Raw genomic sequence first — 18,253 nt, 5'->3', positions numbered from 1 at the left:
CATGCTTTGCGAGTTAGTCTCTTTCTATAAAGATACCGCCGTCGTCGCCAACAGTAACATCATAACCCTCTACCGGGGAAGAGATACTCGTCTCATAGCTGCCATCCACATGTTCAATCAGGGTGAGCGTACCGCCATTTTTAATATCTTTTAGGTTGCTATCAAAGCCGCGGCGGTCAAGCTCCATTGCGGATTTTGAATACTTACCCTGCTCGACCAATGCTTTCATTTCGTCAAGTTTCTTATCTGCCCAAGCTTTGTATTCGCCATAGGACATGACGTGTTTTGTACCAGCTTTGACCTCTGATTTACTGTTATTGACAATCGGGGCGTTGGTTATAAATTCGCCGAGCACTTCATCAAGATATGTTTGGGCTTTTTCGGGGTTAGCCATTGACTTATCAATCGGCAGGTCAAACACGACGCTTGCCCCGTCAAAATCCGGGTCGGCTGTCAGCATACCCGTATTCTCATCATAGTTGAACGCCTCTGAATTGTAGAACGAGCCGGTATTGACGCCGAGATACAAGCCTCTGTCGGCAAACATGGCTACTTCGTCACAGTCAATGATTCGATACATCACGCCGTCCACGACATTTTCGATATAGCCGCCGTTCAAGGTATGGGCATTGACCTGCCACGGCTTCAGCCCCTTGATATAGGGGGAAACATAGAAGGTTGGGTAATTCTCATCCTGCGCAGTTGGCATAGGGCTCCCGTCTTTCTTTTGGATGGCAACCACGGTGTAGGTGCGGTCGCCGAGAATATCGCCGTTGCTGTTGTAGGCCGGGTTATCGGTAATGTCTTTGCCCGAAACAAGGCCGAGCAGGGTAAATGTATAATCGCCTGACGTAATGGACTGATTGATATTGACGGCTGTTGGGCTGTCGAAGGCAGCGGAGAGCGTCTTATCGCCAAGCTGATTGGCAACATCGCTGGGCTTCAGAAAATATGACGCGGCAAACGCGGTTGTGGCGAAGATGACAAGCGCCATAGCAGCGGCGGCAACCGTGCTGAAAGAACGCCTGATGGTTGATTTTCTCAAAACAGGTTCCTCCTTAACATACTGGGATTTTACTTTTTGAATGAGCTCCGGGGTGGGCTTTTCAGGGCTGGTTAGGGCTTTTCGGAGCAATAAATCCACATTGGACTTTTCATTTTTTATAGTCATAATGAATCGCCACCAATCCTCTCTCGACAAGTTTTCTCGCTTTGAATAATCTGCTCTTGACCGTACCGGCCGGTAATTTCAAGGTTACGGCTATATCCGGCACACTCATTTCCACCGTATAGTACAGGATTGTCGGGATTTTGAATTTATCGGGCAAGGCTTCAACCAATTCCTGGACGATACGAATTTCCTCCTGCTCCATAAAGCTAGCTTCCGTGCTGACGCTACTCGGCACATTTTCGTCTAACGGCTCTGCTGGAGCCAAACGGTTGCGGCGGGCATATTTGCGTTTCCAGCTTTTCCAGATAAACACTGCTGTGGAAAATATAAAGCCTTTTGGGTTGTCCGAATCGTTTAATTTCGGTAGCTGTTCAAATATCTTAGAAAATGTTTCTTGAAATAAATCGTCTGCATCCTCTCTGGAGTAAGTAAGGCTGAGGCAAAATTTATAGAGGGAATCGCCGTACTCATCCACGAGGTCGGCAAGCATATATTGGGGGGTTGCTTGATTGACTTTTATTGTGCGCACAAGTTCCAATGTAGACCTCCTTTCGAAATCCCGTACACCTGTAAATAGTCACGGAAACATAAACGGTTCATTTATATATAAAAATTTTCCTGATCAAAGGTTTTTTATTGTAAAACTTTGTCCAGATTATTTTAGGTTTTATACTTCTTACAAGTTCACAAGGCAAGAAAACGGCATAGAATACCCTATACTAAACCAGAAAGGAATGAAAATTGTAATGAAAGAGACTGTAAATATAGAGGATATGAACTATCTTGATTTATTGGGCTGGCTAGGTATAGGTAGTTCTCATCCCGGAGGGTTCCGTTCAACGAAGCTCACTTTAGCAACGTTAAAAATAAATACCTCAGACTATGTTCTTGATGTCGGATGTGGCAGCGGCCTAACTGCATGTCATTTGGCCAAAACTACAGGGACCAAAATTATCGGTATTGATATAAATCCCCTGATGATTGAAAAGGCGTGTCTTAGGGCAGAGCAGGAAGGAGTAACCCATCTTGCTGAATTCAAATTAGCAGATATATATTCACTGCCCTTTGAGGACAATGTATTCGATTGGGTCATTACCGAATCTGTAACAATATTTTTAGATAAATTTAAAGCGTATAGTGAGATTTACAGAGTACTTAAACCCCAAGGTCAGGTTGCTGATCTTGAAATGATAAAGTTAAAGGAATTACCTTCTGATGTTGAAACACAAATGAAAGATTGCTTTGGTGCTGACACAGAACCTTTGTCTATAGAAGAATGGTGCGGTATTTTATCAAAAGTTGGGTTTATTCATGTAGAAATCAAAAATAAAAGGCTTCTAAAAACAGGCTTCCTAGGTATTGACTTAAATAAAATAAAAGAGGACTGGCTACTGCTAAGGGACCTTAGGTACAAAATAAGTGATCATCCGGTAATATTACAAAGATTAAAAAAGAATGCCGTGTTTATTAAAAAAAATAAGAAATACTTTGGATTTGGTCTTTTCTATGGACAAAAACCATAAAGATTATCTCCTAACTTGTAAGTAATTACAATTACTTCTCATTTTAACTTAGTTGCATATATAACACTTATAACAAAAAAAGGAAGGTTCAAACCTTCCTGTGAAGCCAATTAAAGACTGAAATATTTTAGATGAAAAAGAATGGAAAGAAGAACGGAAAGAAGAATGGATCACGCCACCGTGCTCTTCTATAATAAGGCATTTTGGCTACCCCCTTTCTTTAAAAAGAATAGCAGAGCAAGCATTTAGATAAAAAGAATATCTTTTTAAGCCATTTTGTTTCTTTCAAAGATTGAAATAGATATTTGCTTCTCTGAAATACTATATGAAAGATAGCCCTCTTATGGAACTTATTGGTAAAGTTTAACAAGTATTATATTATATTTTTCACGGTTTATAACCTGTGGGATGCTTTATCATTATACTCCATGGCCTTTCCAACAAAAACAATCGAGCCATTACCATAGATTTCATCCATCATTTCTATTACCTCTCGGCTATTCATATAGGCATGATATATACGCCTGAATGCTTCTGAAATGTCATCCTTCTCAGATATTTCTTTAAATGTTTCCTTCCACTCATCTACAAGTTTTTGAATTTCGGGATTGCTTACATCTCTTCCTTTATGGGCTGTAATCTGCTTAACAATACCATCAAGCTTTAATTGTAACTTACCCATTCCTTTTTCCGGCAAGGGTTCTTTTTTTAATGATTCGATATACTTATCAATACTTCCATAATGCTTCACGGCAGATTCTTTGATTTTAGCTTCGTTTTTCATCATACTCTCAATACATGCCTCAATGCTTCCATATTGGCTTATCAAACTCTGCTGGTAATATTCATCCAATTGCATAATCCGGCTTCTGAAAACTTCTTCTAATTCATTATGCTCAAATACTTTAAAATCCATGGTGTTGTCCCCTTCCAGAATCTGTTCCATCTGTTCAATCAACTTATTTAGGCGATTTCTTTTTGCAACCAAAAAGTCTTTCTGATCTTTTATTGCAGTCTTTTGATCGAACGAGGACTGATTCATAATATCCTTTATTTTCTTAAGCGGTAGATCCATTTCTTTATAAAACATTATCTGCTGCAAACGCCTGAGCGAATCATCGTTGTATTTCCGGTATCCATTTTGCTCAATGCAGCAGGGTTTCAACAGATCTATCTTATCATAATAGTGCAGTGTCCTTACGCTGATCCCACTGTAATTGGCCAATTCGTGAATCGTCATCATATAGCTTCCCTCCTTTCAATGTCATACTACACTATGACCTAACGTTATAGTCAATAGCATTACCTTGACGAATTACTGAACAGTTCGTCATCTATTTTAGTGGCAAAATATAATTTATTGGCATGAAATAACCTCTAAATAAAAAGCGCCGGCTTAGTGAAGTTACCCCATAAAGTTAGACAGGTTTATTATTAGGCAACCTGTTGGGCATGAGTTCGGTATTGTACCGGACTCATGCCTTTTAATTTTGACTTAATTCGTTTGTTGTTGTAGTAATCTATATAGTTAGCAAGTTCTTGCTTAAAGTGTTCAACACTTTTAAACTCTTTTAAATAAAGAAGTTCCGATTTCATAATACCAAAGAAATTTTCAATAATAGCGTTATCGTAGCAGTTGCCTTTACGAGACATACTCTGTGTAATACCACGTTCTTGAAGGGCATGGCTATATTGCTTCATTTGATAGTGCCACCCTTGATCAGAGTGAATCAAGAGCCCGTTCCTATCCGTTAACCGTTCAAATGCTTGATCTAGCATCGTAGAAACGAGGGTATAGACTGGCCTCGAACCGATTGTATAAGTAATAACTTCACCATTAAATAGATCCAGCATCGGGGACAAATATAATTTATCTCCAAATAATTTAAACTCCGTTATATCCGTAACCCATTTCTCATTTGGCCTTTCAGCATTAAAGTTGCGTTCTAAAATATTAGGTGCAATCTTACCCACTGTCCCTTTGTACGAGCGATATTTCTTCATACGAACAAGGCATTTTAAGCCTAATTCATTCATGATACGTTGAATTTTTTTATGATTGACCTTTTGTCCTTGGTTCTCTAATTCATCTTTAATTCGACGGTACCCATAACGGCCTTCATGATCGTCATAAATTGTTTGAATCAATACTTTCAGTTCTGCATCTGGATTAGAACGATCCAGATTTTTGACCCAATAATAATATGTGCTACGCGCAATATCCGCAAGCTGGAGAAGTGCTTTCACCGAAAATTCTTGCCTTAATTCATAGACTACTTGAACTTTGTCTTGTTTGGTGATTTTTTCTTGTTTTGAACTAAGGCATTCAACTTTTTTAGATAGGCGTTCTCCATACGTAAACGTTCATTTTCCAGCTGTAATGCCTTTATTGATCCTTCGGCCGGAGTCTCATTTTTTTCTATATTATTATTTCTTTTTTTCATGGGTGGACGCCCCTTTTTCTTTAGTTCAAGGGCGTCTAATCCCTGCGTTTCTAGTTGTCGCTTCCATTTTAATATCGTGGAAGGTGCAGGGATGTTAAAGATTGCAGCCGTTTGTTTGATAGACGTCCCTTGTTTGTTCATATAGTTAAGTACGTCTAGTTTATATTCTAAAGTATACGATGTATAGTTCTTTTCAAAAGCTTTTTCTCCATGAAATTGATACTGTTTAATCCATGTCTGAAGATTGGAATTATGCACCCCGATAGATGCTGAGATTTCTCGTTGACTTTCTTTACCATATAAATAGCGTTTTACAGCTTTTAATTTCTCTTCAACTGTAAATTTGGCCATAAAGAAAAGCACCTCCAACTGTTAGTGGATGTCTAACAATTGGGGTGCAGTTCATAGCCGGCACTTTTCTTTATTTCATAGTAAAACTAAATTGCGAAGTTTGGTAAATAGAGATGTCAATACTTTGATACACATTATTCTTATTTTACATGGTTCATGTCGCAGTTTCCGTCTTTGTAATCAATCACTATCTTTTCACATTTTCGACAACAAAAAGGTTACAGAGGTGGGATTCGCTCCGCTCGGGTACCCTCGCTATCACGCCGGGTCGGGAAAAATGCTTCCAAAGGGCGCATTTTTTATTCCCCTCCCGTTCGAATCCCACCTCTTCAACTATTTTCATTCCAATTAAAAAAACCGTATTGATTTACTAATACGGTTTTACTTTCAAATGGCGGAGGAGGTGGGATTCGAACCCACGGACGGTTGCCCGTCAACTGATTTCGAGTCAGCCCCGTTATGACCACTTCGATACTCCTCCACACTATAAAGCTTAAATGACAATCAACAATCTATTCTCACTTAAGCAAATTAAACCTTACCTCAGCTTTCGGAAAAAATCCTTCAGAATCTGAGAACACTCTTCTTCCAGTATCCCCGCCACGACCTCCACACGGTGATTCCAGCGGTTTACATCCAACACATTGGTCACGGAACCTACCGCCCCACCCTTAAGATCAGCTGCCCCAAAGACAAGAGTCTTTAAGCGAGCCTGGACCAAACTACCGGCACACATAGGGCATGGTTCCAGAGTCACATAGAGAGTAGCTTCAGAAAGACGCCAAACTCCCAAGGCTTGAGTTGCCCGCTGCACAGCCAAAACTTCAGCATGGGCTGTGGGGTCCTGCCTCAATTCCTTTTCATTATGGGCTTTAGCGATAACCTGATTATCATGTACCACTACTGCCCCGATAGGAACTTCCCCATATTCAAAGGCGATTCGTGCTTCTTCAAGGGCTAAGCGCATATAGTCTTGATGATTCATAGTACCTCTGTTTAATGGTGGCCCCGGGAGGACTCGAACCCCCGCAAGACAGGGTTTAGGAAACCCCCGCTCTATCCACCTGAGCTACGAGGCCAAATATCTACTTACACAAAGCACCTATACTACTCCAATATCAACAGTATTGACAATTGGTGCTTATAGAAAACTCGGCTTTACGCCGAGAAAAGTTACTGCTTACATAAATGATCCTACTTACTGTTCAGCCACTTACATACCAAGTATATAAAAAATAACAGATTAGCTTTTAATGGCGGAGGGGGTGGGATTCGAACCCACGGCCCCTTGCGGAGTCACCGGTTTTCAAGACCGGCTCCTTAAACCACTCGGACACCCCTCCGTATAGGAAACTTACTTCAGGTGGAGTTTTGACTCCACCTGAAGTTTAGTTGACTTATCCAGGGACTTAGCGCCACTTATCCCGTCCTCACCACTTAAGCTTTAGTGGAGGTTAGTCATCGGGCAACGTGACGAAATCTAGTATATCACAAAATTTTTTATGTGTAAATGTTTAAGCCCTATCTAATTTTTAGGAAATTTTCATGTCACCAGATAAAAACAATCTTAGAGCATAATGACAATTATCCAATGTATTCTACACCCATATAAGGTTGTAAGGCCTTAGGAACTCTTACTCTTCCATCGGCTTCCTGATAATTTTCAAGAATAGCGGAAACAGTGCGGCCAATAGCTAAGCCGCTGCCATTAAGGGTATGGAGAAATTCAGGCTTGGCTTTTGGTGCCCGGCGGAAGCGAATATTAGCACGACGAGCCTGGAAATCTTCAAAATTACTACAGGAAGAAATCTCCCGGTATGTATTAAAACTGGGGAGCCATACTTCCAGATCGTAGGTCTTCGCTGAACTAAATCCTAGATCTCCCGTGGACAATGCCATAACTCGATAAGGAAGCTCAAGCTCCTGCAGAATGCTCTCTGCGTCTCGGGTTAATGACTCCAGCTCCTCATAGGAGTTTTCAGGCAGGGCAAATTTCACCAGTTCCACTTTATTGAATTGATGCTGCCGAATGAGACCGCGGGTATCCCTGCCTGCAGAACCCGCTTCAGCTCGGAAGCAAGCACTATAGGCACAGTGATGGATCGGTAATTGATCGGCTTCAAGGATTTCTTCCCGATACATATTTGTTACAGGGACTTCAGCTGTAGGAATTAAAAAATAATCTGTCCCAGCAACCTTAAAGGCGTCTTCTTCAAACTTGGGAAGCTGCCCGGTACCAATCATGGAATTACGATGAACCATATAAGGGGGAAGAACTTCCACATATCCTTTCTCAGTATGCCGATCCAGCATGAAGCTAATCAATGCTCTTTCCAGCTTAGCTCCCAAGCCTTTATAGAAGGTAAAACGAGCTCCCGTAACTTTTCCAGCCCGGGCAAAGTCCAATATATCCAGCTTTTCGCCAATTTCATAATGAGGCAAGGGTTCGAAATCAAAGGATCGCGGAGCCCCCCAGGAACGGGCTTGAATATTCGCCGTTTCATCAATCCCTACTGGAACGGATTCATGAGGAATATTAGGAATTTCATAGAGTACCGTTTCCATGCTTTTCTCGATATCACCTAATTTATCTTCGAGATCCTTAATCTCTTGTCCCACTTCCCGCATTTCTATAATAAGCTGCTCGGCATCTTCGCCATGTTTTTTCCGACGGCCTACTTCTTCAGAAACCGTGTTTCTTTTGGCTTTTAATGATTCCACCTCGAATAAAAGCTTACGGCGATCTTCTTCTTGCTTTAAAAAACCTTCTAAGCTGACATTGGAATTTCTCTTTTTAAGAGCTTCCTTGATAATTTCGGGGTTCGTGCGCACAAACTTGAGATCTAGCATCTGAAATCCTCCATATCTGACCACTTAGTTTCAAATTTCTTCATTGACAATATCCAGAAAATAACGGTAAATACGATCATCTGATGTTTGTCCAGGATAAAAGGTGCTGGCCAACATATTCCCCTGTCGTACAAACACTATTTTACCATTATATTCTGATAAAATCCCTACATTTGGGGCAATTTCCTGGATACAAGGCGCCTCACTGAAGATAGCCTTCATTGGGTTGACCCCTAAGGCAGGGATGGATAAATAAGCCTCCGTTCTCCCCGCCATAGGTTCCTTTGCTACTGTCAGATCCATAAGTCCTAACTGACCCTTCTCATAACCAAGAGATCCTTTACACAGTAAAACCATTCCTGCACATAGTCCAAAGATAGGAAAATCCATAGCCGCTAATTCCTTGATCCTATCCCCTAACCCACTTATTGAAAGGCTGTTCTCTCTATTTCCTGGGCCTGTAATAATTAAACCCTGAATATTGATTAAATCCTCTCTTTGTTGAACCTTGATCACTTCGCACCTAAGTTCCTTCAAAAACTGGCAAGGATCATTATCGGTTCCCTCAAGAGACAACACTCCAATCCTCTCGTTCATGGATAATCAGCCCCGTTCTGCATATCTCTCTGCACAGTGAGATGGTTCATGCTTAACACTGGCCTTATATTATATTTAGATTATTCCTCAGATTCTATTTCTTCTAATTCTGATTCCTCATTCTCTTTATTGTCAACTACGGCAATGGCTACCACTTTACTTTCACCGGTTCTCATGGCCATGACTCCCTGGGCTGAACGGCCTTGTTTAGAAATACCGGATACTTCTTGGCGGATAATAATTCCATCTTCAGTAATGATCATGATATCATCTTCAGGTCTCATGACCTTGAGCCCTACCAGTTTACCTGTTTTAGCATTTAACTTCGTGGCAATGATACCCTTCCCGCCCCGTCCTTGCACTCTATACTCGGAAGGACTGGTCCGTTTGGAGAATCCATGCTCTGTCATGGATAGTATTTCTGCTTCTTCTTCGTATATCACATCCATGCTCACAACAAAGTCCTCTTTTTCCAAAGAGATTCCTTTGACCCCATGAGCGGTTCTCCCCATTTGACGTACATCTGATTCTATAAAACGAATACATAGACCATTCTTAGTAGCCATGATAATGTGCTCATCGGCCTTGGTTAAGCGGACACCAATAAGTTCGTCATCACCGCTTAAGCTTATGGCAATTAAGCCATCTTTACGTGGGGAGTCATATTCCTTCAGCAAAGTCTTTTTAACAATCCCATTCTTGGTCGCCATGAAAAGATGGAAATCCTCATTATATTCTCTTATCGACAAAACGGCTGTAATTTTCTCTTCACTGGGATTGATACTTAAGAGATTGACGAGGGCTGTTCCTTTTCCTGTACGGCCTGCTTCAGGTATTTCATGGGCTTTTAGGCGATACACCTTGCCTCGGGTGGTAAAGAACAGAATATATTGATGTGTGGAGGTGGTAAAGATTTGCTCCACAAAATCCTCTTCCCGGGTGGCCATGCCATGAACTCCTTTACCTCCACGCCGTTGGCTTTTGTAGGTATTCAGGGGCATTCTCTTGATATATCCCCTGTGAGACATGGTGATGACCACTTCTTCATCATCAATTAAATCCTCTATATCCATATGGGTAGCATCAAAGGAAATTTCCGTGCGTCGTTCATCACCGAATTTTTCTTTGACTTCTTGCAGTTCCTGCTTAACAATATCAAGAACCATTTGTTCCGAATCAAGAACTGCTTTTAAATAGGCAATGGTCTCTTGAATTTTTTTATACTGTTCTTCAATCTTCTCTCTTTCCAAACCGGTGAGTCTCTTCAGTCTCATATCCACAATGGCTTGGGATTGTTTATCGCTGAGCCCGAAACGAGCCATTAAATTTTCCTTGGCGTTTTGCTCATCTTCGGAGGTGCGAATTATATTAATGACCTCGTCGATATAATCCAAGGCAATTCTCAAGCCTTCTAAAATATGGGCTTCCGCTTCCGCTTTATTCAGTTCAAAGCGGGTTCTGCGGGTAATCACATCTTTTTGATGCTCGATAAAATAATGAATAATTTGTTTAAGATTGAGAACTTTGGGTTGACCGTCCACTAAGGCTAAAATATTGACCCCGAAGCTGTCTTCCATCTGGGTATGCTTATAGAGCTGATTGAGAAGCACCTGAGGATTCACGTCCCGGCGCAGTTCCATAACAATCCGCATCCCTGTCCGATCCGATTCATCCCGGAGATCCGTAATGCCTTCGATCCTTTTCTCGCGAACCAGTTCAGCAATTTTTTCAACCAAGCGGGCCTTATTCACCATATAAGGAATCTCGGTCACGATAATCCGCATTTTCCCGGATTTCTCCATCTCCTCAATATGGGCTTTGGCACGGATTCTAAAGCTTCCTTTACCGGTTCTGTAGGCAGAGATAATTCCTTCCGTTCCCATAATGGAGGCACCGGTAGGAAAATCAGGTCCCTTGATATAGTTCATCAGTTCTTTAATCTCGATCTCGGGATTATCGATCTGAGCAATCGTTCCCTCAATCACTTCTGTGAGATTATGGGGAGGGATATTCGTAGCCATCCCGACCGCAATTCCTGCCGAACCGTTGACTAAGAGATTAGGGAATTTTGCCGGCATAACCTTGGGCTCTTGTTCCCGTTCATCATAGTTGGGTTGAAAATCCACGGTATCCTTATCGATATCAGCCAGCATATATTGAGTGATTTTAGCCATTCTTGCTTCAGTATAACGCATGGCAGCGGCAGAATCACCGTCAACAGAGCCAAAATTGCCATGTCCGTCGATCAAGGGATAACGGGTGGAAAAATCCTGTGCCAACCGAACCACAGCATCATAGATAGAGGAATCTCCATGGGGGTGAAATTTCCCCATGCAATCCCCCACCAGACGGGCCGATTTACTGTAAGGCTTATTGGGAGTCATCCCTAATTCATGAAGGGTATAGATAATGCGCCGATGAACCGGTTTTAAACCATCCCGTACATCCGGCAAAGCCCGGCTGACGATAACACTCATGGAATAATCGATAAACGATTTTTTTAGTTCCTCCGATATTTCGATAGGGAGAATCTTTCCTCCCTGAATTTCAGTCGACATGTGCTATCCTCCCTTAGACGTCCAGATTACGGACATATTGTGCATTATCCTGGATGAATTCACGCCTTGGCTCGACCACATCACCCATGAGAATGGTAAAGAGCTCGTCCGCTTTAATGGCATCCTCCATGGTCACTTGCAGAATAGTTCTTTTAGCCGGATCCATGGTGGTTTCCCAAAGCTGTTCCGCATTCATTTCCCCTAAACCTTTATAGCGTTGAATTTCTACTCTATCGCGGCCAATTTCATCTTGTAACTTGGCTAATTCTTCATTGCTGTAGACATAATGGATATCCTTCCCCTTCTTCACTTTAAACAGAGGGGGCTGGGCAATATAGACATAATTGTTCTCAATCAAAGGTTTCATATAGCGGAAGAAGAAGGTCAGGAGCAAAATCCGGATATGGGCACCATCCACGTCGGCATCGGTCATAATCACCAATTTATGATAGCGGGCTTTTTCAATATCAAAATCCTCAGAAATCCCCGTACCCATCGCTGTGATCATCGCTCTGATCTCAGCATTGCTTAGAATTCGATCCAAACGAGCTTTTTCCACATTGAGAATTTTTCCACGCAAGGGCAGAATAGCCTGAAAACGGCGATCCCGGCCTTGTTTTGCCGAACCCCCCGCACTGTCTCCCTCCACGATATACATCTCACAAAGCTCTGCTTCCTTCCAGGAGCAATCGGCTAATTTCCCCGGCAAAGCGCTGACTTCCAGAGCGCTTTTGCGCCGGGTTAATTCCCGGGCCTTGCGGGCTGCTTCCCGGGCCCGGGAAGCCTGAATGGATTTTTCAATGACTTTCTTGCCTGTGGCGGGATTTTCCTCAAGAAAAACGGTTAAGCCTTCTCCGGTGATGGAATCCACAATAGAACGAATTTCTGAGTTCCCCAATTTGGTCTTGGTTTGGCCCTCGAACTGAGGTTCAGGAACTTTAACCGAGATAACAGCGGTTAAACCTTCCCGGATGTCCTCTCCCGATAGATTGGCTTCATTGGCTTTAAGAATATTATTTTTCCGGGCATACTCATTAGCCACTCGGGTCAGAGCCGCTTTAAAACCGGATTCATGGGTTCCCCCTTCATGAGTATGAATATTATTGGCATAAGAAAAAAGATTTTCCACATAGCCGTCATTATATTGCATGGATACTTCAACCTGAACCCCATCCTTTTCTGCTTCAAAATAAATGGGCTCAGGATGAAGAGCTTCTTTGGAACGATTGATATACTTTACAAAATCATAGATCCCACCGGTATGATAATAAACCTCTTTTTTGTCTTCTCTTTCATCGATCAAGGTAATCGATACCTTTTTATTCAAGAAAGAAAGTTCACGAAGCCGGTGAGCTAAAGTATCAAAGTGGAACACGGTGTCCTCGAAAATTTCCGGATCTGGGGAAAAAGTAATGGTGGTTCCGGTCTGATTTTGATCTATCTGACCAATCACCGCCAGTTCTGTTTTGGTTTTACCGCGCATAAACTCCTGATGATAAATATTCCCGTCTTTCTTAACTTCCACATGGAGCCAGGTGGATAAAGCATTGACCACGCTCATTCCCACTCCGTGAAGTCCCCCGGATACTTTATAAGCGCTGCCGCTGAATTTTCCTCCGGCATGGAGAACCGTTAAAGCCACCTCAACAGCCGGCTTGCCTAATTTAGGATGAATATCCACCGGAATACCCCGGCCATTATCCACCACTGAAATACTATTATCTTTATGAATCGTGACTTCAATGGTATCGCAGTAGCCGGCCAAGGCCTCGTCGATACTATTATCTACGATTTCATACACCAAATGATGTAAACCGCGAGGACTTGTAGAACCGATATACATCCCCGGTCTTTTTCTAACCGCTTCTAACCCTTCAAGTACCTCAATCTGCCCTGCATTATAATCATTGGTTGGAATAGTATCCTTAATTTCGGCGTTTTCTTGCAAAGCTGATCCCTCCCAAATTCCCTCTACTTATACATCTAACCTTTTAATTATACGACCTTTCAACGCTTTATTCAAATAAAGGAGTCTCCAGGGCTAAAACGAATCAAAGAAACCTCACATTCCTGGAGAGGTTTCTTCTTTTTAATCCTTACTATTCTTCACCGATAATCATGGAACTGGATCGTTTTAATAGTGTGGTTGATGAGATAGGGGAAAAATAATTTCCATCCCTGGCAATGACTAAAGATTTTTCTTTACCTTTTTCCGAGATATAGTTTATTTTTTGTTTTTCTTTAATTTTATTTAAGAAACTTTCTGAGGTTGAATTAGTCATAGCCGTCTCCAAATCCAGAATTGCAATGATCTTTTCCTGATTAATCAGTACATCGCCACCTAAATGTAAAAACATTAATTAATCAATCCTCCCAATCTGCCCTTTTTCTACTTTAAGCATTAAGGATGCTCTATGAGTAAGGGTTTCCGCACTGGTCATGGTCATAATGGTTTGTTGTAAAGATTTAATATAATCTAACAAATAGTCTCTCCTAAATCGATCCAATTCAGACAACACATCATCCAGCAAAAGCAATGGATATTCCCCTTTTTCCTGGTGAATAACCTCCAGTTCAGCTAATTTTGTGCTCAAAACAATGGAACGCTGCTGACCTTGGGATCCATAGAGACGGGTAGAACGATCATTGAGTTTAAAAAGAATGTCGTCACGATGGGGCCCAATTAAAATCATCTTTCTTTCAATCTCCAAAGGCATTTTTTCCTCTAAGAGTTTAGGAAAACTAGCTAAAGCTTCTTCCAGATTATTTTTTCCTAGAGAATGATATTCCATAGTCAGCTCTTCTTTCCCTGAAGAAATCTGTCCATAGATTTCTTTGCTCTTTCGGGAAAGCAAACCTGTAAATTCCCAACGATTCTTGATGATTTCTGAGCCAATCCGGAGGATTTGTTCATTCCACAGCTCAATTTGACTTTTAATCCCTCCTTGTGAACGTTTAAGAAGGGCATTTTTTTGCTGAAGTACCTTGTTATAGGCATTAAGAAGTTGAATATGTTTCGAATGATGCTGGGCAATATGCAAATCCAAAAAACGTCTTCTTTCAGCAGGCCCACCTTTGACCATAACCAAGTCATCCGGTGAAAAAAAGACCACATTAATTGTGCCAACATATTCAGATAGTTTTCGACAAGGAATTTGATTAATCTTAATAATTTTTTTCTTATCCTTATAATGGCTTTCTAAACATAATTTTCGCCGCTGAACAATAAAGTCACCGTAGAGATGGAATTCATTTTCTCCCCAGCGGGCCAGTTCCTGTTCCCGGTGGACACGGTAAGATTTTCCAGTCAGAAGATAATAAATACCTTCCAGTATATTGGTCTTACCCTGTCCATTCTCCCCTTGCAGGACATTTAAACCTGGCTGAAAATCCACTTCTTGATCATCATAATTTCTAAAAGACTTTAAATGCAGCCATTTTATTTCCATGCTTATAGGCCAACTTAAGATGTGCGTACAGGTAAAGCAAGATAGAGATAATTGGGATCATCTACTGGACGAATAATTCCCGGGCTATAAGAACCCGATAATTCAAAAACGATCTCATCGGAATCAATAATCTTAAGAACATCCAATAAAAATTTGGAGTTAAAAGCAATTTTGACATCATTACCCTCTTTTTTAACTTCCATCTGCTCAGAAATCTTACCTAATTCCGAGGTTTGATCAATGGATAATCGTTCTGTATCAACTGAGAGTTTGATGATACTGGTATGGCTCCCATCCCGGGCTAATAAAGAAGCTCTTTCCACAGAGTCTTGGAAGAGTTTTGCTGATAATAAAATCTTTGTTTGACAGGATTGGGGGATAACTTGTTTATAATTGGGGAATTGTCCTTCAATTAAACGGGAGAGAAGATGAACGGATCCAAACTGAAAAACGATTTGAGCTTGATTAAAGCGGATGGATAAATGTTCGTCTTCATCTTTAAGCAGGCGGTAAATTTCCCCTAAAGTCTTGGCAGGAATAATGCCTTGGAATTTTATATATTCAGGATTAGAAATTTCAGCGATCCGATAGGCTAAGCGATGAGTATCTGTGGCGATCAGACGTAAATTAGAATCTTCAATCTGGAGAAGACAGCCTGTAAACACTGGGCGGCTTTCTTCTGTAGAACAAGCAAAAATAGTCTGCTTAATCATCGTTTTAAAGATGGACACAGGTAAGTTAAAGGTTTCTGCATCAAAGAGGTCCGGTAATAAAGGAAATTCCTCCGGGTCATATCCTCTGAGAGATAAATCCGATTCATTATAATGAATATTGATCACATCATCCTGCAATTCCAACTCAATTAAAGCGTCCGGAAGTTTACGTACCAGATCAGAAAAAAGTCGGGAAGGGAGAACGATAACTCCTTCTTTTTCCACTTGGGCTGGGACCACACAGCGGATTCCTATTTCTAAATCCGTCGCTTCAAAAATCAAAGATTGTCCTTCGGCCTTAATCATAATTCCTTGGAGAACAGGCAAGGTGTTTTTATTCGATACTGCTTTTTGGACAGTATTTACCCCCGTGATAAGGGAATCCTTGGAACAATAAATTTTCATAAAAGCAGCCTCCTCAAAAACTTATCAACAGTGGAATATTTTTAAGAGAATAATAATAAGATATTAATTTAAGTCGTATTAGTACTATAGCTTGTCTCAATGTGGATAATTCAACTTATCCCTTAGCAGAGTATGGTTTGAAATGAGTAAAAACATGTGAATTAATCATTGAATTTATCCACATGTTAACAAACTCATTTTATCTAAACTCTATCCCAAAAGCATTAACACTTTATACACATAGATAACCCCAGTTATAGGGATTGGATAATTTGAATGATTTCATTAATTTTTCTATCCAGTAAAGGATCATTACGGCGTCCCTCGGAGATTTTTTCATGGGCATGGAGGACGGTGGTATGATCTCTTCCTCCAAACTCATCACCAATTCTGGGCAAAGAATTATCGGTAAGCTCTCTGGATAAATACATGGCGATTTGGCGTGGAAAAGCAACAGCCCGTGTTCTTTTTTTGGCCTTAAACTCACCTAAAGACAGATGATAAAAATCTGCTACTGCCTGCTGAATCATTTCAATGGTTATTTCCTTAGGCGTGTTGACAGGTATGATATCCTTAAGGGCCTCGGCTGCTGTCTCAACGGTTATGGGATTGGAAGTTAAAGATCCAAAGGCCATGACCCTAATTAAGGCTCCTTCAAGTTCCCTGATGTTGGAGTGAATTTTATCTGCAATATAGACCATGACTTCATTGGCGACCTGCAGGTTTTCCAGCTTTGCTTTTTTTCTCAGGATGGCGATTCTTGTCTCCAGATCCGGTGGTTGAATATCCGTTATCAATCCCCACTCGAAGCGGGAACGCAAACGATCTTCAAGGGTGGGAATTTCTTTAGGGGGACGGTCGGAGGAAATAATAATTTGTTTATTGGCGTCATGAAGTGCGTTAAAGGTATGGAAAAACTCCTCTTGGGTACCTTCCTTACCGGCAAGAAATTGAATATCGTCAATCAGCAAAATATCTACATTGCGATAATGATTGCGGAATTCGATAGGATTTTGATCACGGATGGACTCAATGAGCTCATTGGTAAACTTTTCACTGGATACATAAAGTACCCTGGTACTGGGAGAACGCTGAATGACTGCATTGCCGATAGCGTGCATAAGGTGAGTTTTGCCCAGTCCGACTCCTCCATAGATAAATAATGGATTATAAGCAAGAGCAGGAGATTCAGCCACCGCCAGAGCAGCCGCATGGGCAAAGCGGTTGCTGTTGCCAATGACAAAGGTATCAAAGGTATATTTTGAATTTAAAGTTTTATTGTCAGGGGAGTCAGGGGATTCTGTCTTGGTATCAGAAGGAGTTTCAGCTTGATTGTCCCCTTGGCGAAAAGATTCGTGCATTGAGGTGACAACAAAACGCAAATTCATGGATTGCCCAAGGATGGATTGAACAGTAGAGCGAATGATGGGGGCATAGCGGCTTTCCAACCAATCCTTAGCGAATTCATTAGGCACACTGACGATCAGAGTGTCTCCTTCGATATCGAGGAGGTATGTGGAACTGAGCCAGGTTTCAAAACTTGGTTTGGAAAGTTCATTTTCCAGTTTTGATAGAGTTTCTTGCCAAAGTACTTGTAGAGAACGGGGTGGCATTCAGTGGACCTCCCTTTGTCTAATTATGTAGAAAATATGACAATAAAAAAGTTATACACAAACTTATGCACATTTGTGGATAACTCAATAAAATTATTGCTGTGTACAAATGATTTAAGCGAAAGCGTGGTATTTAAAGGCGGTGTAAAATCATAATACCAATTTTTTTTGGGGTTATCAACAGGAAGTTAGTCCTAATAAAAATTTATTAACAAGTGGATAACTTTTTTAAGGGTAAAGTTATCCACAATATTATTGCATACTCTTATATACTCTGCTTGACAGGGCCAAAAAAGTTAGAGTATAATCTCTAGAGATGTGCAATTTTTATTTGTTTTTTCCCTTGAAGGAGGTGCAATAGCTGTATGAAACGGACTTGGCAACCGAAGAATCGTCGTCATAAAAGAGTACATGGATTTTTAAAGAGAATGAGCGATGCAACAGGAAGAAACGTGCTTAAACGCCGTCGTTTAAAAGGGCGGAAGAAATTATCAGCTTAAGGCCGCAATCTTGTGGCCTTTTTCAAATTGATAGGGATATTTCGGCATTTTTTATTCTTAAATTAGGTTTATTCTGGAG

15 protein-coding genes and 3 tRNA genes are annotated in these 18,253 nt (G+C 41.1%); 2 read left to right on the top strand and 16 right to left on the bottom strand.

What is annotated here, in order from left to right:
* Positions 1-13: 13 nt before the first annotated feature.
* Entirely contained in the window at positions 14-1,171 is a 1,158-nt protein-coding gene (locus DESDE_RS00090) for a DUF4179 domain-containing protein (protein ID WP_014792017.1), read from the bottom strand.
* Positions 1,155-1,700: an RNA polymerase sigma factor gene (locus DESDE_RS00085; protein WP_242831421.1), complete on the bottom strand. Its 546-nt coding sequence runs from the start codon at positions 1,698-1,700 to the stop codon at positions 1,155-1,157. The genes DESDE_RS00090 and DESDE_RS00085 overlap by 17 nt, the downstream gene beginning before the upstream one ends.
* On the opposite strand from DESDE_RS00085, the gene DESDE_RS00080 reads away from it, so the two are divergent.
* Positions 1,681-2,694, top strand: coding sequence for a class I SAM-dependent methyltransferase (locus tag DESDE_RS00080; protein WP_242831292.1), 1,014 nt, complete (start codon positions 1,681-1,683; stop codon positions 2,692-2,694). The genes DESDE_RS00085 and DESDE_RS00080 overlap by 20 nt on opposite strands.
* Before the next feature lie 394 nt (positions 2,695-3,088).
* On the opposite strand, the gene DESDE_RS00075 is transcribed toward DESDE_RS00080, so the two are convergent.
* The 14 genes from DESDE_RS00075 to dnaA all read right to left on the bottom strand — a co-directional run bounded on the left by DESDE_RS00075 (position 3,089) and on the right by dnaA (position 17,674).
* Positions 3,089-3,937, bottom strand: a complete 849-nt coding sequence (locus DESDE_RS00075) for a MerR family transcriptional regulator (RefSeq protein WP_014792014.1) — start codon at positions 3,935-3,937, stop codon at positions 3,089-3,091.
* 191 nt (positions 3,938-4,128) lie between these two features.
* Positions 4,129-5,489 (bottom strand): IS3 family transposase gene (locus DESDE_RS20860; protein ID WP_085938402.1). Its coding sequence is split into 2 segments (ribosomal slippage): positions 4,129-5,033 and positions 5,033-5,489, totalling 1,362 coding nucleotides; the frame shifts between segments, so codons are not numbered across the junction.
* 392 nt (positions 5,490-5,881) lie between these two features.
* A tRNA-Ser gene (locus DESDE_RS00060) sits at positions 5,882-5,970 on the bottom strand.
* A 57-nt stretch (positions 5,971-6,027) separates the two neighbouring features.
* Entirely contained in the window at positions 6,028-6,474 is a 447-nt protein-coding gene (gene tadA / locus DESDE_RS00055) for a tRNA adenosine(34) deaminase TadA (RefSeq protein WP_014792011.1), read from the bottom strand.
* 15 nt (positions 6,475-6,489) lie between these two features.
* Positions 6,490-6,568: transfer RNA gene (locus tag DESDE_RS00050), tRNA-Arg, on the bottom strand.
* Between the two features lie 175 nt (positions 6,569-6,743).
* Positions 6,744-6,832, bottom strand: a tRNA-Ser gene (locus DESDE_RS00045).
* Positions 6,833-7,073: 241 nt separating this feature from the next.
* Positions 7,074-8,339, bottom strand: coding sequence for a serine--tRNA ligase (serS, locus tag DESDE_RS00040; protein WP_014792010.1), 1,266 nt, complete (start codon positions 8,337-8,339; stop codon positions 7,074-7,076).
* Positions 8,340-8,369: 30 nt separating this feature from the next.
* Complete coding sequence (gene pdxT / locus DESDE_RS00035; protein WP_028305407.1) at positions 8,370-8,936, bottom strand: pyridoxal 5'-phosphate synthase glutaminase subunit PdxT; 567 nt, start codon at positions 8,934-8,936, stop codon at positions 8,370-8,372.
* A gap of 80 nt (positions 8,937-9,016) precedes the next feature.
* Positions 9,017-11,494, bottom strand: a complete 2,478-nt coding sequence (gene gyrA, locus DESDE_RS00030) for a DNA gyrase subunit A (RefSeq protein ID WP_014792008.1) — start codon at positions 11,492-11,494, stop codon at positions 9,017-9,019.
* Between the two features lie 13 nt (positions 11,495-11,507).
* Positions 11,508-13,442 carry a DNA topoisomerase (ATP-hydrolyzing) subunit B gene (gene gyrB, locus DESDE_RS00025; RefSeq protein WP_014792007.1) on the bottom strand — a complete coding sequence of 645 codons (1,935 nt, stop codon included), beginning with the start codon at positions 13,440-13,442 and terminating at the stop codon, positions 11,508-11,510.
* 151 nt (positions 13,443-13,593) lie between these two features.
* Entirely contained in the window at positions 13,594-13,851 is a 258-nt protein-coding gene (remB, locus tag DESDE_RS00020) for an extracellular matrix regulator RemB (protein WP_014792006.1), read from the bottom strand.
* A gap of 3 nt (positions 13,852-13,854) precedes the next feature.
* Positions 13,855-14,943, bottom strand: a complete 1,089-nt coding sequence (recF, locus tag DESDE_RS00015; RefSeq protein WP_014792005.1) for a DNA replication/repair protein RecF — start codon at positions 14,941-14,943, stop codon at positions 13,855-13,857.
* A gap of 14 nt (positions 14,944-14,957) precedes the next feature.
* Complete coding sequence (gene dnaN / locus DESDE_RS00010) at positions 14,958-16,061, bottom strand: DNA polymerase III subunit beta (protein ID WP_014792004.1); 1,104 nt, start codon at positions 16,059-16,061, stop codon at positions 14,958-14,960.
* Positions 16,062-16,315: 254 nt separating this feature from the next.
* Positions 16,316-17,674, bottom strand: a complete 1,359-nt coding sequence (gene dnaA / locus DESDE_RS00005) for a chromosomal replication initiator protein DnaA (RefSeq protein ID WP_014792003.1) — start codon at positions 17,672-17,674, stop codon at positions 16,316-16,318.
* A 365-nt stretch (positions 17,675-18,039) separates the two neighbouring features.
* Between dnaA and rpmH the strand changes: the two genes are divergently transcribed.
* Positions 18,040-18,174, top strand: a complete 135-nt coding sequence (rpmH, locus tag DESDE_RS20855; RefSeq protein WP_014792002.1) for a 50S ribosomal protein L34 — start codon at positions 18,040-18,042, stop codon at positions 18,172-18,174.
* Positions 18,175-18,253: the final 79 nt, after the last annotated feature.

The sequence above is a fragment of the Desulfitobacterium dehalogenans ATCC 51507 genome, assembly GCF_000243155.2.
GTDB classification, from domain to species: domain Bacteria; phylum Bacillota; class Desulfitobacteriia; order Desulfitobacteriales; family Desulfitobacteriaceae; genus Desulfitobacterium; species Desulfitobacterium dehalogenans.
Note: the sequence above shows the minus strand (reverse complement) of the source record. Positions and strands in the feature narration are given on the sequence as shown.